Annotated in this window: 23 protein-coding genes; 12 read left to right on the top strand and 11 right to left on the bottom strand. The window is 62.2% G+C overall.

Annotated elements, in window-relative coordinates; all coding sequences use genetic code 11:
* Positions 1–163: 163 nt before the first annotated feature.
* The 3 genes from ACZ1HH_RS09130 to ACZ1HH_RS09120 all read left to right on the top strand — a co-directional run bounded on the left by ACZ1HH_RS09130 (position 164) and on the right by ACZ1HH_RS09120 (position 3,611).
* The gene (locus ACZ1HH_RS09130) at positions 164–961 is read left to right on the top strand and encodes a crotonase/enoyl-CoA hydratase family protein (RefSeq protein ID WP_472636460.1); all 798 of its coding nucleotides are present in this window, start codon (positions 164–166) and stop codon (positions 959–961) included.
* A 51-nt stretch (positions 962–1,012) separates the two neighbouring features.
* Positions 1,013–1,735: a sterol desaturase family protein gene (locus ACZ1HH_RS09125; protein ID WP_011539304.1), complete on the top strand. Its 723-nt coding sequence runs from the start codon at positions 1,013–1,015 to the stop codon at positions 1,733–1,735.
* A 418-nt stretch (positions 1,736–2,153) separates the two neighbouring features.
* The gene (locus ACZ1HH_RS09120) at positions 2,154–3,611 is read left to right on the top strand and encodes a methyl-accepting chemotaxis protein (RefSeq protein WP_472636459.1); all 1,458 of its coding nucleotides are present in this window, start codon (positions 2,154–2,156) and stop codon (positions 3,609–3,611) included.
* Positions 3,612–3,683: 72 nt separating this feature from the next.
* On the opposite strand, the gene ACZ1HH_RS09115 is transcribed toward ACZ1HH_RS09120, so the two are convergent.
* From ACZ1HH_RS09115 to secG, 5 genes are all read right to left on the bottom strand, one after another.
* A complete protein-coding gene (locus ACZ1HH_RS09115) occupies positions 3,684–4,586 on the bottom strand; it encodes a fructose bisphosphate aldolase (RefSeq protein WP_472636458.1) in 903 nt (300 codons plus the stop codon).
* 112 nt (positions 4,587–4,698) lie between these two features.
* Positions 4,699–5,031: a DnaJ family domain-containing protein gene (locus ACZ1HH_RS09110; RefSeq protein ID WP_011539300.1), complete on the bottom strand. Its 333-nt coding sequence runs from the start codon at positions 5,029–5,031 to the stop codon at positions 4,699–4,701.
* Between the two features lie 73 nt (positions 5,032–5,104).
* Entirely contained in the window at positions 5,105–5,578 is a 474-nt protein-coding gene (locus ACZ1HH_RS09105) for a hypothetical protein (RefSeq protein ID WP_472636457.1), read from the bottom strand.
* A 99-nt stretch (positions 5,579–5,677) separates the two neighbouring features.
* Positions 5,678–7,321 carry a CTP synthase gene (pyrG, locus tag ACZ1HH_RS09100; protein WP_011539298.1) on the bottom strand — a complete coding sequence of 548 codons (1,644 nt, stop codon included), beginning with the start codon at positions 7,319–7,321 and terminating at the stop codon, positions 5,678–5,680.
* A 224-nt stretch (positions 7,322–7,545) separates the two neighbouring features.
* Positions 7,546–7,911 (bottom strand): preprotein translocase subunit SecG, encoded by a 366-nt coding sequence (gene secG / locus ACZ1HH_RS09095; protein WP_044026833.1) that lies wholly within the window; start codon positions 7,909–7,911, stop codon positions 7,546–7,548.
* Positions 7,912–8,092: 181 nt separating this feature from the next.
* On the opposite strand from secG, the gene nthA reads away from it, so the two are divergent.
* The 5 genes from nthA (at position 8,093) to ACZ1HH_RS09070 (ending at position 11,607) form a co-directional block, all read left to right on the top strand.
* A complete protein-coding gene (nthA, locus tag ACZ1HH_RS09090) occupies positions 8,093–8,719 on the top strand; it encodes a nitrile hydratase subunit alpha (protein ID WP_487320249.1) in 627 nt (208 codons plus the stop codon).
* Entirely contained in the window at positions 8,716–9,420 is a 705-nt protein-coding gene (gene nthB, locus ACZ1HH_RS09085; RefSeq protein ID WP_472636455.1) for a nitrile hydratase subunit beta, read from the top strand. Before nthA ends, nthB begins: the two co-directional genes overlap by 4 nt.
* On the top strand, positions 9,417–9,779 hold the full coding sequence (locus ACZ1HH_RS09080) for a nitrile hydratase accessory protein (protein ID WP_472636454.1): 363 nt from the start codon (positions 9,417–9,419) through the stop codon (positions 9,777–9,779). Before nthB ends, ACZ1HH_RS09080 begins: the two co-directional genes overlap by 4 nt.
* Before the next feature lie 269 nt (positions 9,780–10,048).
* A complete protein-coding gene (locus ACZ1HH_RS09075; RefSeq protein WP_472636453.1) occupies positions 10,049–11,362 on the top strand; it encodes an adenylosuccinate synthase in 1,314 nt (437 codons plus the stop codon).
* Positions 11,362–11,607: a DUF2842 domain-containing protein gene (locus ACZ1HH_RS09070; protein WP_011539293.1), complete on the top strand. Its 246-nt coding sequence runs from the start codon at positions 11,362–11,364 to the stop codon at positions 11,605–11,607. Before ACZ1HH_RS09075 ends, ACZ1HH_RS09070 begins: the two co-directional genes overlap by 1 nt.
* A 350-nt stretch (positions 11,608–11,957) precedes the next feature.
* Here the strand turns inward: ACZ1HH_RS09070 and ACZ1HH_RS09065 are convergent, their stop codons facing one another.
* The gene (locus tag ACZ1HH_RS09065) at positions 11,958–14,156 is read right to left on the bottom strand and encodes a chemotaxis protein CheA (RefSeq protein WP_487320248.1); all 2,199 of its coding nucleotides are present in this window, start codon (positions 14,154–14,156) and stop codon (positions 11,958–11,960) included.
* A gap of 137 nt (positions 14,157–14,293) precedes the next feature.
* Between ACZ1HH_RS09065 and ACZ1HH_RS09060 the strand changes: the two genes are divergently transcribed.
* Positions 14,294–14,965 (top strand): thiamine diphosphokinase, encoded by a 672-nt coding sequence (locus ACZ1HH_RS09060; RefSeq protein WP_011539291.1) that lies wholly within the window; start codon positions 14,294–14,296, stop codon positions 14,963–14,965.
* Here ACZ1HH_RS09060 and ACZ1HH_RS09055 read toward each other — a convergent pair.
* Positions 14,931–15,905: a DMT family transporter gene (locus ACZ1HH_RS09055; RefSeq protein WP_472636450.1), complete on the bottom strand. Its 975-nt coding sequence runs from the start codon at positions 15,903–15,905 to the stop codon at positions 14,931–14,933. The two genes, ACZ1HH_RS09060 and ACZ1HH_RS09055, sit on opposite strands and share 35 nt — an antisense overlap.
* Before the next feature lie 81 nt (positions 15,906–15,986).
* A complete protein-coding gene (locus ACZ1HH_RS09050) occupies positions 15,987–16,862 on the bottom strand; it encodes an alpha/beta hydrolase family protein (protein ID WP_472636449.1) in 876 nt (291 codons plus the stop codon).
* Positions 16,863–16,877: 15 nt separating this feature from the next.
* Here ACZ1HH_RS09050 and ACZ1HH_RS09045 point away from each other — a divergent pair, with 15 nt between their 5' ends.
* A complete protein-coding gene (locus ACZ1HH_RS09045) occupies positions 16,878–17,516 on the top strand; it encodes a TetR/AcrR family transcriptional regulator (protein ID WP_472636448.1) in 639 nt (212 codons plus the stop codon).
* A 52-nt stretch (positions 17,517–17,568) separates the two neighbouring features.
* Here ACZ1HH_RS09045 and ACZ1HH_RS09040 read toward each other — a convergent pair whose 3' ends face one another.
* Together ACZ1HH_RS09040 and ACZ1HH_RS09035 are read right to left on the bottom strand one after the other, a co-directional pair.
* The gene (locus tag ACZ1HH_RS09040) at positions 17,569–18,942 is read right to left on the bottom strand and encodes an L-serine ammonia-lyase (protein WP_472636447.1); all 1,374 of its coding nucleotides are present in this window, start codon (positions 18,940–18,942) and stop codon (positions 17,569–17,571) included.
* On the bottom strand, positions 18,943–19,650 hold the full coding sequence (locus ACZ1HH_RS09035; protein WP_472636446.1) for a glutathione S-transferase family protein: 708 nt from the start codon (positions 19,648–19,650) through the stop codon (positions 18,943–18,945).
* 332 nt (positions 19,651–19,982) lie between these two features.
* Between ACZ1HH_RS09035 and rpiA the strand changes: the two genes are divergently transcribed.
* Positions 19,983–20,771 carry a ribose-5-phosphate isomerase RpiA gene (rpiA, locus tag ACZ1HH_RS09030; RefSeq protein WP_011539285.1) on the top strand — a complete coding sequence of 263 codons (789 nt, stop codon included), beginning with the start codon at positions 19,983–19,985 and terminating at the stop codon, positions 20,769–20,771.
* A gap of 64 nt (positions 20,772–20,835) precedes the next feature.
* Here rpiA and ACZ1HH_RS09025 read toward each other — a convergent pair whose 3' ends face one another.
* Positions 20,836–21,276 (bottom strand): PACE efflux transporter, encoded by a 441-nt coding sequence (locus ACZ1HH_RS09025; protein WP_487320247.1) that lies wholly within the window; start codon positions 21,274–21,276, stop codon positions 20,836–20,838.
* Positions 21,277–21,564: 288 nt separating this feature from the next.
* Between ACZ1HH_RS09025 and ACZ1HH_RS09020 the strand changes: the two genes are divergently transcribed.
* A complete protein-coding gene (locus tag ACZ1HH_RS09020; protein WP_254658829.1) occupies positions 21,565–22,080 on the top strand; it encodes a hypothetical protein in 516 nt (171 codons plus the stop codon).
* Positions 22,081–22,086 lie beyond the last annotated feature (6 nt).

Genomic DNA, 22,086 nt, shown 5'->3' with positions numbered 1-22,086 from the left:
CCTAGCGGCGCGCGCGCAGGCGGGCAAGGGCAGATCGGGCGAGATCAGGTCGCGGTCCGGGAAGGATCCGGTCCGGCGTGCCCTCGCGTCAGGCTGGAAAGCACGCCCGAAGCGCGGCAAGCTGCACGCAACATTAAGACGACACCCAGAGGGAGGAGCCGTGATGGCAGAGGAAAGCGCGCGTGTATCTGTCGAGGTCCGCGACCATGTGGCCCATGTCACCCTGACCCGCGCCGACAAGATGAACGCGGTGGACAAACACATGCTGGCGGCCGTGATCGCCGCCGCCAAAGAGGTTGCCGCCTCTGATGCCCGTGCGGTGGTGCTCTCTGGCGCGGGTAAGAGCTTTTGCGCGGGCCTGGATGTGATGAGCTTTGCCGCGATGGGGCAGATGCAGGACACCGGCTGGATCATGGATCGCACCGAGGGGGAGGCCAATGACTTTCAGGCGGTGGCGATGATGTGGCGCGCGCTTGAGATCCCGGTGATTGCGGCCTTGCAGGGGGCGACCTTTGGGGCGGGGCTGCAGATTGCGCTCGGCGCAGACATCCGTATTGCCGCGCCCGATGCCAAGCTTGCGGTGATGGAGATGAAATGGGGGCTGGTCCCCGATATGGGCGGCATGGCGCTCTTGCCGCAGTTGGTGCGCTCGGATGTGCTGCGTCTGCTGACCTACAGCGCGACCCCCATCGAGGCCACCCAAGCCGAGACCTGGGGACTGGTGACGGAAGTGGCCGAGGACCCTCTGGCGCGCGCCGAGGCGCTTGCGGCAGAGATCGCAGGCAAGGGCCCGCGCGCCATTCGCGCCGCCAAACGCCTGATCGCCTATGCCGAGAGCGGGGCCAGCACGGCGGATGTGCTGTTGCGCGAAAGCGAAGAGCAGGCCGCCCTGATCGGCAAGCCAGAGCAGATGGAAGTCGTCATGGCCAATATGCAAAAGCGCGCGCCCGTCTTCAAATAAGACCAGCGCGCGGCCCCCGGGCAAAGCAGATCATGGGGAGGAGGAGATCTGATGCGTTTGAAACTCTTGCTGTCGCACCCTTCGGTGCCAGTGATGCTCGCAGCGGTGGCGCTGGGCATCGCGATCCTGTGGGCTGAGGGCGCGACCTGGCAATGGGGCTTTGTGGTGCTGGGGGTCGGGCTGCAGATGCTCAATGAATATGGGCTGCATCGCTATATCTTCCACCTGAAGCCACCGCGTCAGCAGTGGGCCTTTGACCTGCTATATCAAGCCCACTATGGGCATCATGATTTCCCCACCAACCACAAGCTGTTCTTTGCCCCGATCTGGGTGGCGGTGCCTATGCTGGTGGTCAACTTTGCGGTGATCTTTGGTCTGTTGTGGCTGGTGCTACCCGCCTATGCGCTGTCGCTTGCCGCCGCGATTGTGCTGGTGGGGGGCGTGGCGACCTTTCTTGGCTATGAGTGGTTTCATATGACGGCGCATCTGACGGTGACCAAGACCCGCGTGGAGCGCCATGTCACCCAGTTGCACAATCAGCATCATTTCCGCGACTTTTCCAAATGGTTTCATGTTTCCCCTGGCGGCGAGGTGATCGACCGCGCCATGGGCACCGCCATTGATCGCGAAACACTCAAGTCCCAGCAACGGATCGAGTTCATCCGCACCCTTGGAATGACCCCAGATGATCCCCGGCTCGTGGCTGCCAGAGACCGGTTTGCCCACCGCTACGGACTAAGCGCGGAGGAACGCGCGCGTGCTTGTCGCGCGTGAAATTTATCCCATCCCTTATTCACGTCTGCGCTGAGCCTTTTGAGGAAAACCGCGAGGGGTGAACATGCGCAGGCCTCATGCCCTGCCCTGATCAAAATTGGCGAAAATGGCGCGATTCTGACCCAAACGCACATCTGAAATACGTGTTTCGGGCCGTTTCTGAGGGTCCGAATCACCTGAGACCAAATTTCGCTATCGGGTGTGGTCAAAGAGCTGGCGCGTGTTTATTTGGCGACACCGACTGTCATGAAACAGGTTTTTTGTACGTTTAACGCTTGGTTTTTTTCGCGAGTAAACAGGCGCGGGCGAAATGTTCAGATTTCGTTTGGATCTTCTCCATAACGCTCATGCCCCACATCCCAGACTTTATCGGTAATCTTACGAACGCTGGGTGGGAGTTGCTGCGGAGGAGTAGCTTATGACATTTGATATGAACGCATTACTCGCGACCTACGATCTGGACGGCGCCAATCAGGCGCGGCTTCAAAAACGGGCCAAGATGATCCTTGGGCTTTTGCCGGAAGTTCTCGACCACTTTTATGACCGCGTCGGACGTGAGCCGGAGATGGCCGCGTTTTTTAAGACCGATGCCATGATGGAGCGCGCCAAGGGCGAGCAACTCAAACACTGGTCGCGCCTGTTTTCGGGCGACTTTGACGAGGACTATATCCAGTCCGCGCGCAACATCGGTCGGGTTCATACCCGCATCGGGCTGCCGTTCTCCTTTTTCAATGCGGGCTATGCCCATGCCAATGCGCATATCCAAGCGCTGATACTCAAGCGCCATTCGGGCGGTTTGATGCGGCGCGCGACCGAAACACATGCGCTGCTTGGGGTTCTGTCGCGGGCCATGGCGCTCGATATACAGTTGATCTTCGACGCCCATGCCGAGGCGATGCAGGAGGAGCATACGCGCGGCGTGCGCTATATCACCGAGGCGATCGAAGCGCTGGCAGCGCAGGATCTGAGCCATGAAATGCCATCGGCGCAGACTGGCAATTTCCCATCGGAATTCAACGGCGTGCGCGAGAGTCTCAATGCGGCCTTTGGCGCGCTGCGTCAGGTGATCCAGGGAATCCGCAGCACTGCGCAGCAATTGGACACCGGAGCCGCCGAGGTGTCACATGCCTCGCAGGATTTGTCCCAACGCACGGAATCCCAGGCCGCGACGCTTGAGGAAACCACCGCGGCGGTGGAGGAGATCACCGTCAGCATGCGCGCCTCTGCCGAGGCCACGCAGCAGACCCGAAACGCGGTCGATACCACCCGCAGGCGGGCCGAGGAAGGCAGCGCCGTGGTGCGCAATGCGGTTGAAAAGATGAACGAGATCGCGGACTCCTCAGTCCAGATTTCCAAGATCATCTCCATCATCGATGACATTTCGTTCCAGACCAACCTGTTGGCGCTGAATGCCGGGGTGGAGGCTGCGCGCGCCGGCGAAAGCGGGCGGGGCTTTGCGGTGGTGGCCTCTGAGGTGCGCAATCTTGCGCAGCGCACGGCTGATTCCGCCGCCGAGATCAAAGGGCTGATCGACATCAGCAACGATCACGTCGAAAGCGGCGTCGAACTGGTCGGCAATGCGGGTCGGATGCTGGAGAGCATCGTGCGCCACATCAAGGAAGCCTCCGAACTGACAGAGCAGGTCGCAAGCGCCGCCGAGCAGCAATCGACCGCTTTTGGAGAGATCAATATCGGGATGTCCCAGCTCGACACAGTCACCCAGCAGAATGCCGCGATGGTCGAACAGAGTACGGCAGCGCTTGTGGAGATGCGCAACGACGCCTCTGCGCTCAACGCTCTGGTTGAGGTGTTTCGGCTGCGGGCAGGGGAGCAAGGGGGCGGCGGACAGGAGATCGCGCTGCGCGTCGCAAGCTAGTCCCCGGTTGAAATGAAACGGAAAAGGCCGCAGCAAAAACTGCGGCCTTTGCGCTTCTTTCAGGCTCGGCGCTTAGAGCGAGGCGTTATAGATCTTGTCGATGTTAGAGCCGAGAGCGGCGTTATACTCGTCGTCCGACATCGCGACGTTGAGCCCCTCGGTGAGCGCACGCGAGAAGGACGCGATCATCTTGCTGTTCTGGGACAGGCGCGCGCAGGCGTCATCCGTGCTGTAACCGCCCGACAGTGCCACCACACGCACCACGGCAGGGTGATCGGCAAGGCTGTCATAGAGGCCGGCCTCGCTCGGGATGGTCAGCTTGAGGGCGACTTTGGTGCCTTCCGGGAGCGCGTCGAGCTGTGCGGCGATCTCGGCCTTCAGCAAGGCTTCAGCCTCGGCCTTGGTGGCAGAATTGATGTCCACTTCGGGTTCGATGATCGGAACCAGACCCGCGCGCGCGATCTGCAGGCCGACCTCGAACTGCTGTGCGACCACGGCTTTGATGCCGTCCGCGTTGGCTTCCTTGATGACCGAGCGCATCTTGGTGCCGAAGATACCGGCAGCGACCGCGCGCGACAGCAGGGCGTCGAGCTCTGGCATGGGTTTCATCAGCTGTACGCCGTTCGCTTCATCCGCCAGGCCCTTGTCGACCTTGAGGAAGGGCACAACGCCGCATTTTTCCCACAGGTAGACAGGAACAGCTGTGCCGTCGATGGCATTGTCCATGGTCTTTTCAAACAGGATCGCGCCGAGGATCTTGTCGCTGTTAAAATCCGGTGCGGTGATGATGCGGGCGCGCATCTTCTGGATCTCGGCAAACATTTCGTCGTCGTTGGAATAGGCGTCTTCCATCACGCCATAAAGCGCGAGCGCTTTGGGAGTGGAGCCACCGGACTGGTCCAGAGCGGCAATAAAGCCCTTGCCGGTTGCAATGCGGTCAAACTGTTGCTGTTGGATTGCGGGGTCTGTCGCCATGACGCGCGGCCTCCTTGGGAAATGCACGGATAATGTTGTTGCCACTTCTATACCGTGGCCCAAGACAGAGACAACAAATGCTTTGCAATGGTTGCGCTAACGCCCTGCGGTTTCAGCGAAAAAACGCTTTGCGGGCATCGCGTGCCATATTGTAGCGCATTTCCAGATCAGCAAGTTCCGCCATCGCCGCTTTGCGGGCGTCGGGATCGGTGATCTTGGGGTAGGCCGCGCGGGCGGCGTCGAGCTGCTTCTTCAAAGGGAATTCTTCCGGGACGGCGCCGGCCTCGGCCATGATGCGCACACCGGCAGCCAGGCCCGGGTCGACCAGAGCTTCGCCACTTCGGTCGGGTAGTGGCTTGCCTTCGCCTTCCAGCCCGGAGAGCTGACCGGATTGGGCCGCCTTGGCCATCTGACGTTCGATGAGGGATCGAAATGCGCGGATCATGACGCGACGCTAGCGCAACTATGGGGTCGCGCCAAGCCCATTCCGCCCGCGGGCTGAGGGGCATGGCGTGGCCTCAGGCGGCCAGAGAAGAGCCGATAAAATGTTTCAACGCCTCGTGCGGCAGGCGTTTTTCACGGCTGCGCCCGGCCAGTCGAACGGTGTCAAACAGGACGGTGAGGGTCATATCGGTGAAAGAGATGCTCCAGTAACGCGCATCCATTGCCGCCCAGCGTGCGGCTTTCTCGCTGCCGCAGATTTCGGTCATATTCCAGGCCGAGACGGGGTAGGGCGAGTCAGAGAGTTCGTCCACATTCATTGGATCCACCCGGAAGTCGAGCACCTCGTCGAATTCGAGAATCGCAAGGCCCCCGCCCTCGATGGCGGCGACCTCGTAACACAAGAGCAGCTTGTCCCCGTCAAAAAACACCGCGGGGACCTCTTCGGTTCCGATCACCGGAAATTCTTCGCGGGGCTCTTTGCTCGTTATGGTGCCCGGTTCTGGCATCGTCGTCTCCAGCGGCCATTCTGTGCCGCGTTTGGTCGTCACTTCGACTCAGGAGCATAAGAGAAACCGGCTGATAAATTGCTAACGAAACAGGCGCGCCCCGAGGGACGCGCCTGATTTTTTGGGTGATATGCGCAGGGCTTAGACCAAGCGGGATGTGTCCTTGGCCGCGCGTACAAAATCCTTGAACAGCGGGTGCGGATCAAAGGGCTTGGACTTGAGTTCCGGGTGGAACTGCACGCCGATAAACCACGGATGATCGGTCCATTCCACGATCTCGGGCAGGCGGCCATCCGGGCTCATGCCAGTGAACTTCAGACCACAGGCTTCGAGCTGCTCGCGGTACTTGATGTCCACCTCATAGCGGTGGCGGTGACGCTCCTCAATCGCGTTGGAGCCATAGACCTCGGCCACTTTGGAACCTTCGGTAAGCGCCGCATCATAGGCGCCAAGACGCATGGTGCCGCCTTTGTCGTCATCGGCGCTGCGGCTCACCTTGTGGTTGCCCTGCACCCATTCCTTGAGGTGGTAAACCACGGGCTCAAAACGCTTTTTGCCCGCTTCATGGTCGAACTCCTCGGAGCCTGCTTCCTCGATACCGGCCACGTTGCGGGCAGCTTCGATCACGGCCATCTGCATACCGAGGCAGATGCCGAGGTAGGGCACCTTGTGCTCGCGGGCATATTGCGCCGCCTTGATCTTGCCTTCGGTGCCGCGCTCGCCAAAGCCGCCGGGCACGAGGATCGCATGGAAGCCCTGAAGGTATGGCGTTGCGTCTTCCTTGTCGAAGAGCTCTGCATCGACCCATTCGATACGCACCTTTACCCGGTTCGCCATGCCACCATGGGTGAGCGCCTCGGCAATGGATTTATAGGCGTCTTCCAGTTGGGTGTATTTGCCGACGATGGCGACTTTGACTTCGCCCTCGGGGTTGTAGATGCGGTCGGCCACGTCTTCCCATGTGTCCAGCGTCGGGCGCGGGGCAGGGGCGATGCCAAAGGCGTCCAGAACCGCCTGATCCAGACCTTCGCGGTGATAGGCCAGCGGTGCCTCGTAGATGGATTTCAGATCCTGCGCCGCAATCACGCTGTCGGCGCGCACGTTGCAGAAGAGCGCCAGCTTTTCGCGTTCTTTGACCGGGATGGGACCCTCGGAACGGCAGACCAGAATATCGGGGGCCAGACCGATGGAACGCAGCTCCTTCACGGAGTGCTGGGTCGGTTTGGTTTTCAGCTCGCCAGAGGCCTTGATGTAGGGCAGCAGCGTCAGGTGCATGAAGATACACTGACCGCGCGGCTTATCCTGGCTGAACTGGCGGATGGCCTCAAAGAAGGGCAGCCCTTCGATGTCGCCTACGGTGCCGCCGATCTCGCAGAGCATGAAATCGACCTCATCCTCTCCGATGGAGATGAAGTCCTTGATCTCGTTGGTGACATGCGGAATCACCTGGATCGTTTTGCCGAGGTAGTCGCCGCGGCGCTCTTTCTCGAGCACGTTGGTGTAGATCCGCCCGGAGGAGATCGAGTCGGTCTTACGCGCTGGCACGCCGGTGAAGCGCTCGTAGTGGCCCAGATCGAGGTCGGTTTCTGCCCCGTCGTCGGTCACAAAGACCTCGCCGTGTTCAAACGGGCTCATGGTGCCCGGATCGACGTTCAGATAGGGGTCGAGTTTGCGCAGGCGCACGGAGTAGCCCCGTGCCTGCAGCAGCGCACCCAGCGCAGCAGAGGCCAGTCCCTTGCCCAGAGAAGAGACGACACCGCCAGTAATAAAGATGAAACGCGCCATGTTTTCGGCTGCCCCCGTGAGATCGTGTCAGGTCCAAATCGGTTCAGTCGTGATCCGGGGAAGACCCCGCATCTCTTGCTGCCCGGCGGTAAGATCAGCGTGAAATTTCACACCTCAAAAACCGCAGCATCACGGGACTTAACAGTTATCAGATTCGCAAAGCATGCGCAAGGGAACCGCAAGATGCTGTTACGGTTCCCTCAAGTCTATCAAGGTTTTGTATGTCAGTCGGCGCTGGGTACCAGCGGAGCGTTCTCGCCCGAGCTCGGCGGCAGCAGATCGCTGCCCAGCGGCGACGTCGGTACATCCGCCGTGCCATCCTGCGAAGCGGGCGCGAGGCTGTCGGTGATCGAAGAGCCCCCGGATTTCTGTGCTGCCAGCACGGTCAGCGTGATCGACGTCGCGATGAAGGCAATTGCCAGAAGCCATGTGACTTTGCTCAGCGCGGTTGCGGCTGCACGACCGGTCATGGCGCCACCGCCACCACCGCCACCCATGCCAAGGCCACCGCCCTCGGAGCGTTGCAGAAGAACAACGGCAATGAGGCCGAGCGCAAGAAGAAGATGGATGATGAGAACGACGTTTTCCATAGGACCCTGCGGCTGTTGGCTGAGTATCGGGCGGTTCATAGGCAAGATTGCCGGTCGGGGCAAGGGCGGAGTTTTTCTGTCTTGCCCTGAGGAGCGGAAAACCTCGCGCCAACAGGATTTGATTGTATGCATCACGATTTGCAACTGGACAGGGGCACGCCCCTGCGGCCAGCATCTGCGCATGCCCCATGATCATCACGACCACCCGCACAGTCTTCTTCCTTCTGAACCTGCCCTGCGCGTCAAAGCGCTGGAGACGATTCTGACCCGCAAAGGGCTCATTGACCCGGCCGCGCTGGACGCGATCATCGACACCTACGAAAACAAGGTTGGCCCCCAAAATGGCGCGCGTGTTGTGGCGCGGGCCTGGTCGGATCCCGCGTTTCGCGCCGCCTTGCTCGAGGATGCGGACAAGATCCTCGATGAGATGGCGCTGAACGGGCGGCAGGGGGAACATGTTGTGGTGGTGGAGAACACACCCGAGCGGCACAACATGGTCGTATGCACCTTGTGCAGCTGCTATCCATGGCCACTCTTGGGCATTCCGCCGGGGTGGTACAAATCCGATGCCTATCGCGCCCGCGCCGTGCGCGAGCCCCGCAAGGTGCTGGCGGAATTTGGCGTCACCCTGCCGGCGGACACATCGGTCAGAGTGTGGGATTCCACAGCCGAGGTGCGCTATCTGGTGCTGCCCATGCGTCCCGAAGGTACTGACGGCTGGAGCGAAGAGGCGTTGATGACCCTGGTCAACCGCGATTCGATGATCGGAACCGCCCTTGCCACCCCAGCGAGCGAGACCCCTGCATGAGCCGTATTCACGATATGGGGGGGCGCTATGGCGATGGTCCGATCACGCCCGAGCCCCAGGACGCACCGGTCTTTCCCGAGGACTGGCACGGCCGCGCGCTTGCGGTGACCTTGGCCTGTGGGGCGCTTGGGCAGTGGAATATCGACATCTCGCGCCATGCGCGCGAATGCCTCAGCCCCTCGGACTATATGAATTTCAGCTACTACGAGAAATGGCTGGCCGCCTTGGCGGATCTCTTGGTGGCGCAGGGTGTATTGCGCCGCGAAGACCTCAGCGATGTGGATGAGGCCGCAAATGACTCTGACGCGGCGGAGCCCGCTCATCCGCTGGCGGAGCGCTGTTTGTCCGCCGATCGCGTGGCCGCGGTTCTTGCGGCGGGTGGGCCTGCGGATCGCAAAAGTCCGGTCGCCGCGCAGTATCAGCCCGGGGATCTTGTGCGCACGCGGCTGAGTGGCAACCGATTGGTCGCGGGCGGTCATACCCGTTTGCCCACCTACGCAAGCCACGCTCAGGGGCAGATCCTGCGCCTGCATGGCACGCATGTTTTCCCTGATTCCAATGCTCACGGTCAGGGGGAGGCGCCCGAGCCCCTCTATGCGGTGGCCTTTGCCGCGCGCGACCTCTGGCCGCAGGCAGAGCACCCCAATGATGAGGTGGTGTTGGATCTCTGGCAAAGCTATCTGGAGCCGGTTTCATCATGACTGTGCCCGAGACCAAGCTGAATACAGCTGATCAGATGCAGCGCCCCGAGCCCGCGTTCGAGGCCCCCTGGCACGCGCAGGCCTTTGCGCTGGCGGTCCATCTCAATGAAAGCGGGCGCTTTACCTGGCCCGAGTGGGTGGAGCGTTTTTCTGCCGCACTCAAAGAGGCCGGTCTGAGTCGCGAACTCAATGGCGGCGACGATTACTTTACCGTTTGGCTCGCCACGCTTGAGCGTCTGATGTCCGATCAGGGTCACGCCGACCCTGCGGAGGTTGCACGCGTGCGCGAGGACTGGGCAGAGGCCTATCTGTCCACGCCACATGGTGCTCCGGTGCATCTGCCCGAAGGTCGCGGCTGACGCACAGAGAGGACGTGGCCCCGACGGCGCTGACCGTAACGGGGGCGGCCCTCCCGTGATGCGTTTTCGTCTAGCGCTGACAGCAAAGGGCGTGGCCTGCGATTGGCCCTTTGGGGGCGGGTGGGAGCCTGCCCTCTAGGTGGGTTTTGACCTGTCCCTGCGCCGCTCAGGCAGATTGTAACCGTCTTGCGACGAGATTCCGGTTTCCTCGCCCGCGCCGCCTCGCTATACGGGGCGTCGGTTTCAACCCAGCATGCAAAGGACCTGAGATGGCCAATGTCGTGGTAGTCGGCGCCCAGTGGGGCGATGAAGGTAAAGGCAAGATCGTGGATTGGCTCAGCGAGCGCGCCGATGTCATCGCGCGCTTCCAAGGCGGTCACAACGCCGGCCATACGCTTGTCATCGACAAGAAGGTCTACAAGCTGCATGCGCTGCCCTCCGGCGTTGTGCGCGGGGGCAAGCTCTCCGTGATTGGCAACGGTGTGGTGCTGGACCCCTGGCACCTGATGAAAGAGATCGAGACCGTGCGCTCACAGGGTGTGGAGATCACGCCCGAGACGCTGATGATCGCTGAAAACACGCCGCTGATCATGCCGTTCCACGGTGAACTGGACCGTGCCCGTGAAGAGGCCGCCTCCAAGGGCACCAAGATCGGCACCACCGGTCGCGGCATTGGCCCGGCCTATGAGGACAAAGTGGGCCGTCGCGCCATCCGTGTTGCGGATCTCGCTGATGACGCCACGCTCGAGGCGCGTGTCGACCGCGCGCTGCAGCATCACGATCCGCTGCGCAAAGGTCTCGGCGTGGAGCCGATCGACCGCGACGCGCTGGTGGCACAGCTGAAAGAGATCGCCTCCGAGATCCTGCCCTTCGCAGCACCCGTCTGGAAGGTGATGAACGAGAAGCGCAAAGCCGGCAAACGCATCCTCTTTGAGGGCGCACAGGGCGCGCTTCTGGACATTGATTTTGGCACCTATCCCTTTGTGACCTCGTCCAATGTGATCGCAGGCCAAGCCGCCACCGGTGTTGGCATTGGCCCCAACTCGATCGACTATGTGCTCGGCATCGTCAAAGCCTATACCACCCGCGTGGGTGAAGGCCCGTTCCCGACGGAACTGCTGGGCGCCGACGGCAAACCCGATGCCGATGGCGAACGTTTGGGTACGCGCGGCCATGAGTTTGGCACCACCACCGGCCGTCAGCGCCGCTGCGGCTGGTTTGACGCCTGCCTCGTACGCCAGACCTGCGCGACCTCCGGCATCAACGGTATTTCGCTGACCAAGCTCGACGTTCTGGACGGTTTTGAGACGCTGAAAATCTGCGTCGGCTATGAGCTCGACGGCGAACGTCTCGATTACCTGCCCACAGCCGCAGACCAGCAAGCGCGGTGCAAGCCCATCTATGAAGAGATGGAAGGCTGGAGCGAGTCCACCGAGGGCGCGCGCAGCTGGGCAGAGCTGCCTGCCAACGCGATCAAATATGTGCGCCGCGTCGAGGAGCTGATCCAATGCCCGGTTGCCCTTCTGTCCACCAGCCCGGAGCGGGACGACACCATTCTGGTGACGGACCCGTTTGCCGACTGATGGCCAAGGAAGGTCTGAGCTACCGCGCCCGCCGCATCTGGGCCCTGGTCATCCTCCTGGTCGGGATGCCGCTCTATATCGTGCTGGCTGTGACCATCCTCAACCTGCTTGATCGCCCGCCGATCTGGCTCGAGTTGCTCGTCTATGTGGGCCTAGGGGTGGCTTGGGTGTTGCCCTTCAAGTTTGTTTTCAAAGGCGTTGGGCAGAAAGATCCCAACGCCCTGTACGACGAACATCCTGACTAACCCCGGCTGCACTGACCTGAGCTGAAAGGGCAGGGCGGTCCTTTGGGCAGTGTTTGCGCGCAAGCGCTTCCGCCCAACGCCGTGCCCTTTGAATAGGGACCCATCCATTGCTTGGGCTCGGCGCCGCGCTACTCGCAGGGAGCGCGGCGCCGGTCGCTTTGGCCCTAGCCCAAAGCGAAAAACCTCATGTGTTATCACTGGAAAAGCACGGCTCTCTGGATTGGCTTGCCCACTCCCCATCCCAGGGGAGTGGGCGTCGCGTTTTTATCTCCAAGCTTCAGGGACACATGTAAAAACACCGCCCCTGGGGGCGGTGTCTGAGGGATCTCACGCAGTCTTGTGATTGCGGGTCAGCCCGCGGCGCGATTGCCCGGGCGAAAGCCGATTTGCGAGGAGACCGAAAAGCGTCCGTTGGAGGCTTTCTTCAGTTTCCCTTCGCGCAGCAACTGACCAAAAAAGCGCAAGCTGTCTTCGCGGTTGAAATCGCTCTGCCCGTCAAGCGTGCGCACCTTGTTGATCAACTGAGGGCGCGAGAAGCTCTCGCGGCCTTCGACAAAGCTCATGTAGGAGGCGGCGGCTTCAAGAAGTTCATGCAGCTCGACTGCGCCTTTCTCGCTGGCATAGCTCGCAAAGGCACCGTCTTGCTGACGGGTCGCGGGCGCTGCGTCTTCTTCTTCGGAGGCGGCCAGCACGCTGGAGACCCGGCGTGGGCGCACCGGTGCACTTGCGGCGGCGGGCGCCATGGTCGGCGTATTCTCTTGCGGTGAGGGATCAATACGTTGCTCGGCCACCAGCTTGAGCGGCGCTGGACGGCTGGTCGCGGCGCCACGGCCAGAGCCGGGTTCTGCCGGGGCCGTACGGGACGGGCGCACTACGCTTGCAAGATCATCGCGGAAGGCCCGTGTGCGGGCTTCGCGGCGCTGCTCGTCGGAGTCGCCGGGGTCCGCCTGGGCCGCGGCGACCGCTGCGCGCAGTTGGTTATAGGTCTCCCGGGAGGAGGCCGCATCTTCATCGCTCAGGCGATCATCCGCAGCCGCCATCAGGCGCGACACATCGCCATCGGGCGAGCCGCCTCGGGAGGTGAGTATCTCACGCGCCGGGCGCTCGGTGGCGCGCGGTGCGGCCGGTGCGGCTGGCGCGACAGCGGGGCCCCCATCGTCAAAGGCATCTTCACCGTAGGACTCGTCCTGCTGGGGAACCTCATCCGTATCTGTGGTAGAGGCCATGAGTTCCGCCTCGACAGCCGCCAGTTCCGCCATCAGTTCTGCCTCGTCATCCTCGGAGAGGCTGGTGGAGACCGGAGGCGTTGCCTCAGGGCGCTGTCGCGGGGTCACGTCCTCAGCGGTGGCATCAATCAAGCTCTCATCGGCCTGTGCCCGCTTGACGCGGATGACCCGGCCACGCACCGGACGGCGCGGGCGGACAGGCTCGCTGGGTGCAGCCTCAGACGCCGCTTGTTCGTTCGAGGGCTGCTCGCCAGACGGTACCGAGACAGCCGTGTCATCCCCCAACCGGAGGGGGGGAGCGGGTTTCGGCGTTGCTTTAGCGGTGCTGGCGGTCTCGGGAGTGTCGGAGGGCGCCTCGGCGGGGCCTTCGGTCTCGGAGGTTGCGCGTTTGGGCATCACGCGAATGGTGCGCGGACGCTGAGGGCGCTCGGCGGCGGCAGGTTGCGCCTCTGCTTGCGCTTCGGTGTCTTCCTGTGACGGAGCGGGCTCTTCTGCCGTGTCGCCATGCGCGGTGTCCGCGCGATCATCCGTTTCAGCCTTGCGGCGCGTCCCGGTCAGATCCAGACGGTCGAGAATATCGCTGACGGTTTCCTCATCGGAGGCCACATCGGCGTCCTCAGCGTCCTCTTCCCCGTCGTAGTGGTCCTCGTAGAGCTCGGCGGTGGTCTCTGCTGCGAGATCGCTCGCGTCGGTTTCAACCGCATCGGCATGTTCGTCCTCGATGAACTCTTCATCCTGATGCGGTGCCTTGGCCACCACGGCGCGGATGCGTTGCAGTTTGGCGGCAATGCTGTCGGCGGCAGGAACCGTGTCCTCGGCCTCGGGCTCGGCGACATCTTCTGAGACATCAACAGGAACTGTTGCTACGGGCGCGTCGGGGGCCTCATTTAGAACCGCAGGTTGCATCTGAGGCGCGGCCTCGGGTGTGGTCCGAGGCGAATCAGACGTCAGATCATCAGTGCGGGCGACGGCTGGGGCGGTGCTTTGATCTTCTTCGGGCGCAGCGGGTGCCGGGGGCGCGACGGAGGCTGGAGCGGGCGCAGGCGCGGCAGTGGGTGCAGTTGCAGGTGCGGCGGCGCGCAGGTGGATGCCACCTTCGCCACTTCGGGCCTCAACCTGGCGGGCGATTTCGCGCTGGGCGATCCGGGCCATCATCTCGGCGTCGGGCTGAGGCGGTTCGGCCCCGAAATAGCGGTCATCCGCAGCCAGATCACGAAAGTACTCGGCAATCGCTTTCATCGTGTCAAAGGAGTCTTCAAACCCCTCAAGGGTGCATGAAAACGTTCCATAAGAAACGGTTAAAACTTTGTTATTCTGTACCATTCGTCGGCTCGTCCTCAGCAAAGTCGCAAGGTCCACACTATTCATCTTCGGGTCAAATTCGGCCCGACTCCTAGCAATTGTTCGTATAATTTTGTGTTTAGATTGTGGCTTGTTTCCATTTCTGCGAAGTATCCTCCATGACCGAGGCAATTGTTCGTGAAACCGCCCCGATAACGCTGATTGGCGGAGGCGATGTCACCAGATCTGATCTGGCCGAAGCGCTGGCGCATGCGCCGGTTCTTGTGGCCATCGACGGGGGCGCGGATCAGGCGCTGGCGCTTGGGGCGCAGCCACAGGCGGTGATCGGCGACTTCGACTCGGTGTCAGACCACGCCCGCACGGCGCTCTCACAGAGTATACTGCATCTTGTCGCTGAACAGGAAACCACTGATTTTGACAAGGCGCTGCGCTCTGTCGAAGCGCCTCTCGTGCTGGCTGTCGGAGTGCTTGGGGCGCGGCTTGATCACCAGCTGGCGGCGCTGCATGTACTGATGCAGCCCCATGCCAAGACCTGCATCCTGATCGGCGCGCATGAGGTGGTCGTGCATCTTACCGCATCGCTCGAACTGGAGTTGCAGGCGGGCGATGTGGTGTCGCTGTTTCCGCTGTTGCCGGTGTCCGGGCGCTCAGACGGGTTGGAGTGGCCGATTGATGGGCTTGAGCTCTCGCCGCTCTCGCGCATCGGAACCTCCAACCGCGCCACCGGGTCGATCCGTATCGAGGTCGACGGACCAGGGCTGTTGGCAATCCTGCCGCGCCACTGTCTCGGCGCGCTTATTCAGGTGATGCAGGCAGGCCCGTCTTGCTGATCGGTGTCGGATCGACTTTGCGCGCAGCTCGGCTCACCTGGCGTTCGCGCATCACGGCATAAAGCCCCGCCGCCATGGTGAGCGCGATGCCGCAGGCGGCGATCGTGTTGGGCAGTTCCGCAAAGAACAGCCAGCCGACAAAGACCGCCACGGGGATCTCCAGATATTGCATCGAGGCGAGGGTGCTGGTGGGCGCATAGCGCAGCGACCACGTCATCAGGAGATGCGCGATGGTGCCAAAAAGCCCTGCCAGGAGCAGCAGGTTAATCTCGGGACGCGCGGGTAGGGTGGTCGCCAGCTCGGCGATTTCGAATTGCGCCCCAAGCACAAAGAGAATGGCCATCAGCACGGAGGCAATGCCGCCCGAGACCGCCTGAATGGCAATCGGGTCGGTGTCGCGCGCGATGGTGCGGGTGACCATCATGAACACCGCAAAGATGACCGCCACTGCCAAGGGCCAGAGCGCGTTGAGCCCGACGGCCGCAAAGCTGGGCTGGATCACCAGAAGCGTGCCTGCAAAGCCCACGACGCAGGCCAGAAGACGGCGCAGGCCGACCTCTTCCTTGAGGACGTATTTGCCCAAAAGCAGCATGATGAAAGGCATCACAAAGGCAATCGCCACCGCATCCGCCAGCGGCAGGAAGCGCAGCGCCATGAACATTGCAGTGATACCACCCATTTGCAGCAGGGTGCGCAGCAACACGATGGGCAGAATGCGGCGCGGCAAGCGCAGCGAGATCCCCAGCATCAGCGCCACCGGCGCCAAGATTACACCCTGAGCGGCGAAGCGGACAAACACGATCTGCCCCACCGGGATTCGTGTCGACAACAGCTTTGCCACCGCATCTCCGAGCGGAATGAGGGCGCAAAACCCAAGCATCAGGGCAATCCCCAAAAGCGGGCGGTCGGTGGTGTCGGGTGTGGCTGAGGTCTGCGTCATGCGGCGACGCTAGGGGCGTCCTTGGAGCTTGGCAAGTGGTGAATATGTTCAGGACTTCATCTGCCGGTCCCCCCCGGGAGATCAGGCTGCGCCGGTGCGCGCCTCGGCAGCGTCAGGAAACATCAGATCCTGCCACGCGGCTTCGCACCCTGCGCCAAGGCAGCCCACATGGCCGAGTGTCCCGAGGCCATAGTTTGCGGGATCAAACAGGCGCAGTTGAGTGCGGTCGGGTGCAAAATGCGCAGCATAGCGCCTGACGGCTGCGGGCGGCACCATGTCGTCATCACGCGCCACGCAGAGTTCCAACGGCGGCTCCGTCGCGTTGAAGTTGGGCTGGGGCAGGCTCTTGCCGATGTCACGGGCAAAGAAATCCCGCCGTGTACACCAGCGTCGCCATTGCCAGTAGACGCCCGACGGAAGATCTTCGCCAAATCCGAGCCGCCGCCCCGGCAGGTAGCCCAGCGCCCCGGTTGCAGCAGGGCCGATCAGGAACCAGAACGCCAGCGCCTTTGGCAGGTAGTGCCAGGGATGATCCCGGTAATGGGTCATCCCGGCGCCCATTGTGATCACCCGCGAGACACGCTCGGGGTAGCGGTGAAAGGCGATGCCGAGCCCGCCAAGCGAATGCCCGAGCACCCAGAGCGGCCCGGTCGGGGCCAGTTCGGCCAATTTGTGTTGCGCTGCATCCTGATCTGCCACCGCCCAATCGGCCATACGGGCCGAGCTGCTGCGGGTGGCCCCCGTCAGGGACTCGCCAAAGTCACGATAGTCATAGGTGAGAGTGGCAATGCCCTGTTGCGCGGCCCAATGGGCAAAATGGCGATAAAAGCGCTGCGGCACGCCGGTCGCGCCATGCACAACCATCGCGGCCCTTTGCGGCCCGTGGGCGGGGTGCCATTTGCCCACGAGGGGCGCCTGGCTGGAACCAAAGGAGACGACTTCGGGCGCTTGGGACATGGCAGGCCTCTGAAAATGACTAGACCGGTCGGTCTAATCATGGGTGTAGACCAATCGGTCTACTGTGGCTATTACTTTTTCATGAAGACGCCAGACACCCGCCTGACCTTGATCAAGACCGCCTCGAAACTCTTTCGGCGCAAGGGCTATTCCGGGGTGGGCCTCTCCGAGATCTTGACCGCCGCGGGCCTGCCTAAAGGCTCTTTGTATCACCATTTTCCGGGCGGCAAGCCGGAGCTCGCGGCGGCGGCGACACGTTGGGCGGGAGCGTGGATCGAGTCGCTGGTGCAGCGCTCCTTTGAGGAGGCGGAGACCTTTGAAGAGGGCGCACAGGCAGCTTGCCGAGATCTGGCGGCGACGCTGGTGCAGGTCGATCACATTGAGGCCTGCCCGGTGCTGAGCGTGTTGCAAGCGGCGTCTGACACGCCAGTCTTGCAAGGGGCGGTGCAGGAGGTTTATGCGCGCTGGACCGCAGAGCTGGCGCGCGAAGCGCGCAGGCTCGGACGGGCGCAGCCCGACGCGGTTGCCCAATCGCTGCATATCCGCCTGCAAGGCGCCTGGGTCATGGCCTATGCCCAACAGTCACAGGCGCCGTTTCTGCATTTGGCAGATGAAATCGCGGCAGAGGCGGCACGCAACCAAGCCGAGCGATGATGCGGGGGCAGCCCGCGCCACCCGCTCGGCGAATGGCGCGGGAGAGCCTGCCTCAGCAGTTGGGGACGTTGACGGCGAGGCCCCCAAGCGAGGTTTCCTTGTATTTCTCGTGCATGTCGGCCCCGGTCTGGCGCATGGTTTCGATGACGGCATCCAGCGGCACAAAATGCTGCCCGTCGCCGCGCAGCGCCAGGGACGCTGCCGAAACCGCCTTGATCGCGCCGAGACCGTTGCGCTCGATGCAGGGCACCTGAACCAACCCTTTGACCGGGTCGCAGGTCATGCCGAGGTGGTGTTCGAGCGCAATCTCGGCCGCGTTCTCCACCTGTTCCGGCGTGCCACCCATCACCGCACAGAGCCCCGCCGCCGCCATGGCAGAGGCTGAGCCGACTTCGGCCTGACAACCCGCTTCGGCGCCAGAGATCGAGGCGTTGTATTTGACCAGCCCGCCAATGGCGGCTGCGGTCAGCAGGAAATCCTCGATGTGTTTTTCCGACGCGCCCGGCACGTGATCAAGGTAGTAGCGCAGCACCGCAGGCAAGACGCCCGCCGCGCCATTGGTGGGGGCCGTCACGACCTGTCCGCCTGCGGCGTTTTCCTCGTTCACGGCCATAGCATAGACGCTCATCCAGTCGTTGATGGTGTGCGGCGCGGTCAGGTTCATGCCGCGCTCGGCCATCAGCGCATCATAGATACCCTTGGCGCGGCGGCGCACGCTCAGACCGCCGGGCAGGATGCCGTCACGCTCCAGCCCGCGGTTGATACAGTCGTTCATCACCTGCCACAGGCGCTGTGTACCCTTGGCAAAGCTCTGCTCGCAGCCGCGCGAGACTTCATTGGCGCGTTTCATCTGGGCGATCGAGAGCCCGGATGTCTTTGCCATCTCGAGCATCTCGGCGGCGGATTTGAACGGGTAGGGGACGGGGTCGCCTTCATCCGTGGCCTTGCCCTGTGCCAGCTCTTCCTCGGTCAGCACAAAGCCACCGCCAACGGAATAGAACACCTGCCGCAAGGTCACGTCGCCCTGCGCATCCAGCGCCATCAGAACCATGCCGTTGGCGTGGCCCGGAAGCGCGTGATCATAGTCAAATATCATATCCGCCTTGGGGTCAAAGCGCAGCGTGCCGAGATCCTCGAGCACGATGGTCTTGGTCTCGGTGATCGCCGCAAGCGCGGCCTCGGTTTTGTCGTCGTCATAGGTGTCGGGCAAAAAGCCCGCAAGCCCGAGAATGGTGGCGCGGTCGGTGGCATGGCCGACGCCGGTAAAGGCCAGCGAGCCGTGCAGCGATGCGCGCAGCCCGTGAAAGTCAAAGGGCGAGGCCCGCATCATATCGAGAAAGCGTGCTGCGGCCACCATCGGGCCCATGGTGTGCGAAGAGGACGGGCCGATGCCCACTTTGAACATGTCAAAAACGGAGAGGAACATTTAGGTGGCTGATCCTTCTGGAGGGGTGGCAAATGTGGGGGCGGTGAAGGGCGTGGGGCCAAGCCCCTCGGCGGTCTGTGCCGCCTTGGTGCTGGCGCGGCCCTCGGCCCGGTGGCACAGAGCGTGCAGCGCCGGGTAGGACGTCAGGTCGAACCAAGGCTTCGGGCCGCGATTGGCGTAGAGCTTGGTCCAGCGCAGGAGGCACGGCAGATAAAGATCAAGAAGCGTCGGGTCTGCCTCATCTGTGAGGCCGGGCGTTCTGACAAGGGCTGTGTCGATCATACCCAGATGCTGATGCAGGCGGGACTGCAGCACGCGGCGCAGCTGGTCCTGATGGGTCTCTTCGGGGCCAATGATTTTTTCAGGGTAGAAATACTGGCGCAGATCGGCGTGCAGCGTGTTGGAGCACCAAAAGAGCCAGGTCAGGAACACGCCGCGCTGGGCGGAGCCGGGCTGCGGGGCCAGCGCGGCGTTCTGGTCCGCCAGCCACAGCAGGATCGCCGCTGTTTCAAACAGGGGACCATCCGGGGTCTCGAGCACCGGGATGGTGCCATTGGGATTGAGTTGCAGATAGGCCGCGCTTTTCTGGGCGGCTTTGCGGCGATCGACCAGCTGGCATTCATAGGGTAGGCCAAGCTCTTCGAGTGCCAGTCGCACGATGAGCGAGGCATTGTCAGGCGCGTAGTGTAGGCGAAGCACTTTGGTCATGATGTGATCTTAGGTCTGAGGCGCGGATGGTGAGTGATTGAAACCGACGTTTCCGATAGGAAACGCGCTTGCGCACCCTATGATTTTGGCGCGCCGTTGCAACCAATCAGTTGTGATGGGGGCGATCACGGATTTTCAAAGACGCTCCGACGCCGAGAGTGTTTCGCTTCGGGTTCCCCGAAACGACCGGCGCCGCGCTTGCCGAACGGCAAGCGCGGCGCGCGCAGATCGCCCCTCGCGCGAGACTTGGAAAGCGCCTATAACGGGCGGGCTGGCCGCGGGCGGTTTGTCCAGACGCCATGCCATATCCAAAAATGCGGAGGTCCATTCCCATGAGCGGCGATCTATCCCCCATCGACAAGGCGAAATTCGTGGCTGCCAAACGCGCGGCAGAGCTGGTGGAGGACGGCATGCGTGTCGGACTGGGCACCGGGTCCACCGCCGCGTGGCTGGTGCGGTGTCTTGGCGAAATGGTGCGCGAGGACGGGCTCAAGATCACCGGCGTGCCGACCTCTGCCCGTACCGCCGAGCTGGCGCGCGAGGTCGGGATTGAGCTGATCACCCTGGATGAGGCACGTTGGCTCGACCTCACGATTGACGGTGCGGATGAATTCGACAGCGAACTCAATCTCATCAAGGGCGGAGGAGGCGCGCTCTTGCAGGAAAAGATCGTCGCGACGGCCTCCGATCAGATGGTGGTGATCGCCGACAAGGCCAAGGAAGTGGAGACGCTGGGGGCCTTCCCGCTGCCTATCGAGGTAATCCCCTTTGGCTGGCAGACCTCGCAGGCGCTGGTCGAAGAGACGCTGATCTCGATGGATGTAATGGGGCGCAGCTCGACGTTGCGGATGAATGGTGCCAGCCCCTATGTGACGGACGAGGGCAATCACATCCTTGATCTGCATCTCAACCGGATCGGCAATCCGCGCCAGCTGGCGTTGGTGCTGAACCAGATCCCCGGCGTGGTTGAGAACGGGCTGTTCATCGACATCTGCGACACGGTGGTGATCGGCTATGGCGATGGCAAGGTCGAGGTGCGCGACATCAACGAGGGCACAATCGAGACGGACCGGATCGATTTTGTCGAGACCGACAATCTCTTTGCGGATTTGAACGACTGAAGGCAGATACGCCGCCCCCAGGTTTAGGGCGGCGCTCTGTGTGCTCTGGTGGGGGCGCCGCAGCCTAGTGTTGCGCGGCGCGGTCCTCTTGCCATTCTTTCAGGGGAAACAGGCGGTCGTAGGCCCAGTTAAACCCAAACGCATAGACCATGTAAAACAGCGCAAACGCCACATCCATCACAAAGGCCTGCCAGAGCGAAACCTGCAAATACCAGGCGATGAAGGGCATCAGTACGATGAGCAGCCCGCCCTCAAAGAGCACCGCATGCAGCACCCGGAGCATCGGTGTCTTGAGCGTGCTACCCCGCCAGTGCTGCAAAATCGCATCAAAGCCCCAGTTGTAGATCAGGTTCCACAGGGTCGCGAGCGTGGCGCTGACGATGCCGACAGCCCCGATTGCGTGCAGGGGAAAGTGAAACACTGCGGCCCCAAGGGGGACGATCAACAACAGGGCGATGATCTCGAAACTCAGGGCGTGACGAAGACGGTCAAGGGGGGAGCGCATAGGCGACCTCATGTCTGTGGTCGGGTCGTCCCGATAACGAGGCAACGGTCACGCCTGCACGGCGCAGCCATTGGCGGGGTCGTCCCCTGCGAGGCGCAATCTGGGGGAGGGGGACGCCCGTTTCAAGGCCCTGTTTTGCTTTGCAGGGCGGCTATGTGCCTTGACAGGATGCCGATGTGTGGCGCACCCAAAGCGGGAATAGTTTTAGCATTTTGCACTTTGGATTTGACGCCGATGTATTCCGAGACGCCGGATGGGCACGATGGGTCACCCACCGCAGATGTCCCGATGAGGGACAAAGTTCCCAATTGGGGCATTCTTCTTCTATTGCTCACAACTCCGCAGGTTATGACCTTCCTTCTGCCAGAGAGTATCCTCGCGCGGTTCTCTGGACCTCAATACCTGCGTGAAATCTGGAGCATCGCGAGCTTTGTGACGATCATGGCGCTGAGCTCTGAAGGCTCGTGGAACGATCGCTTTTTGCGCGTGAACGCCTGGGGCATACATTACGGGAGAACGTACTCGCGGGGGAGCGGCTGGGGTACATTTTGGGCGAGGAAGGAAGGGACGGTCAACGCGCTGCGCTGGGCGGATGTCGTGTCTGTCACCTACTTTCCAAAGAGTATGCTCACCGGATATGCGCGGCTGCGTGTGCGGGCACAGGTGCCGCTGGGGGCGCGCTACGATCTGACCTTTAAAACTGTGTCCCTTGATCCGAAATGTGCAAACCCAGCCGATCCTGAGGTCGCACGGGTACAGCTGGCTCTGGATCGGTACTGGCCTGAGTGGCGCGAGGGAAACTAGCGCGCG

This window comes from Epibacterium sp. HA2-3, assembly GCF_055693725.2.
This window is presented reverse-complemented; position numbering and strand designations above follow the sequence as displayed.

Coding starts and splice junctions, on each gene's coding strand:
- ACZ1HH_RS09130 (WP_472636460.1), top strand. CDS start 164: ATGGCAGAGGAAAGCGCGCGTGTATCTGTCGAGGTCCGCGACCATGTG.
- ACZ1HH_RS09125 (WP_011539304.1), top strand. CDS start 1,013: ATGCGTTTGAAACTCTTGCTGTCGCACCCTTCGGTGCCAGTGATGCTC.
- ACZ1HH_RS09120 (WP_472636459.1), top strand. CDS start 2,154: ATGACATTTGATATGAACGCATTACTCGCGACCTACGATCTGGACGGC.
- ACZ1HH_RS09115 (WP_472636458.1), bottom strand. CDS start 4,586: ATGGCGACAGACCCCGCAATCCAACAGCAACAGTTTGACCGCATTGCA.
- ACZ1HH_RS09110 (WP_011539300.1), bottom strand. CDS start 5,031: ATGATCCGCGCATTTCGATCCCTCATCGAACGTCAGATGGCCAAGGCG.
- pyrG (WP_011539298.1), bottom strand. CDS start 7,321: ATGGCGCGTTTCATCTTTATTACTGGCGGTGTCGTCTCTTCTCTGGGC.
- secG (WP_044026833.1), bottom strand. CDS start 7,911: ATGGAAAACGTCGTTCTCATCATCCATCTTCTTCTTGCGCTCGGCCTC.
- nthA (WP_487320249.1), top strand. CDS start 8,093: ATGCCCCATGATCATCACGACCACCCGCACAGTCTTCTTCCTTCTGAA.
- nthB (WP_472636455.1), top strand. CDS start 8,716: ATGAGCCGTATTCACGATATGGGGGGGCGCTATGGCGATGGTCCGATC.
- ACZ1HH_RS09080 (WP_472636454.1), top strand. CDS start 9,417: ATGACTGTGCCCGAGACCAAGCTGAATACAGCTGATCAGATGCAGCGC.
- ACZ1HH_RS09075 (WP_472636453.1), top strand. CDS start 10,049: ATGGCCAATGTCGTGGTAGTCGGCGCCCAGTGGGGCGATGAAGGTAAA.
- ACZ1HH_RS09070 (WP_011539293.1), top strand. CDS start 11,362: ATGGCCAAGGAAGGTCTGAGCTACCGCGCCCGCCGCATCTGGGCCCTG.
- ACZ1HH_RS09065 (WP_487320248.1), bottom strand. CDS start 14,156: ATGGTACAGAATAACAAAGTTTTAACCGTTTCTTATGGAACGTTTTCA.
- ACZ1HH_RS09060 (WP_011539291.1), top strand. CDS start 14,294: ATGACCGAGGCAATTGTTCGTGAAACCGCCCCGATAACGCTGATTGGC.
- ACZ1HH_RS09055 (WP_472636450.1), bottom strand. CDS start 15,905: ATGACGCAGACCTCAGCCACACCCGACACCACCGACCGCCCGCTTTTG.
- ACZ1HH_RS09050 (WP_472636449.1), bottom strand. CDS start 16,862: ATGTCCCAAGCGCCCGAAGTCGTCTCCTTTGGTTCCAGCCAGGCGCCC.
- ACZ1HH_RS09045 (WP_472636448.1), top strand. CDS start 16,878: ATGACTAGACCGGTCGGTCTAATCATGGGTGTAGACCAATCGGTCTAC.
- ACZ1HH_RS09040 (WP_472636447.1), bottom strand. CDS start 18,942: ATGTTCCTCTCCGTTTTTGACATGTTCAAAGTGGGCATCGGCCCGTCC.
- ACZ1HH_RS09035 (WP_472636446.1), bottom strand. CDS start 19,650: ATGACCAAAGTGCTTCGCCTACACTACGCGCCTGACAATGCCTCGCTC.
- rpiA (WP_011539285.1), top strand. CDS start 19,983: ATGAGCGGCGATCTATCCCCCATCGACAAGGCGAAATTCGTGGCTGCC.
- ACZ1HH_RS09025 (WP_487320247.1), bottom strand. CDS start 21,276: ATGCGCTCCCCCCTTGACCGTCTTCGTCACGCCCTGAGTTTCGAGATC.
- ACZ1HH_RS09020 (WP_254658829.1), top strand. CDS start 21,565: ATGAGGGACAAAGTTCCCAATTGGGGCATTCTTCTTCTATTGCTCACA.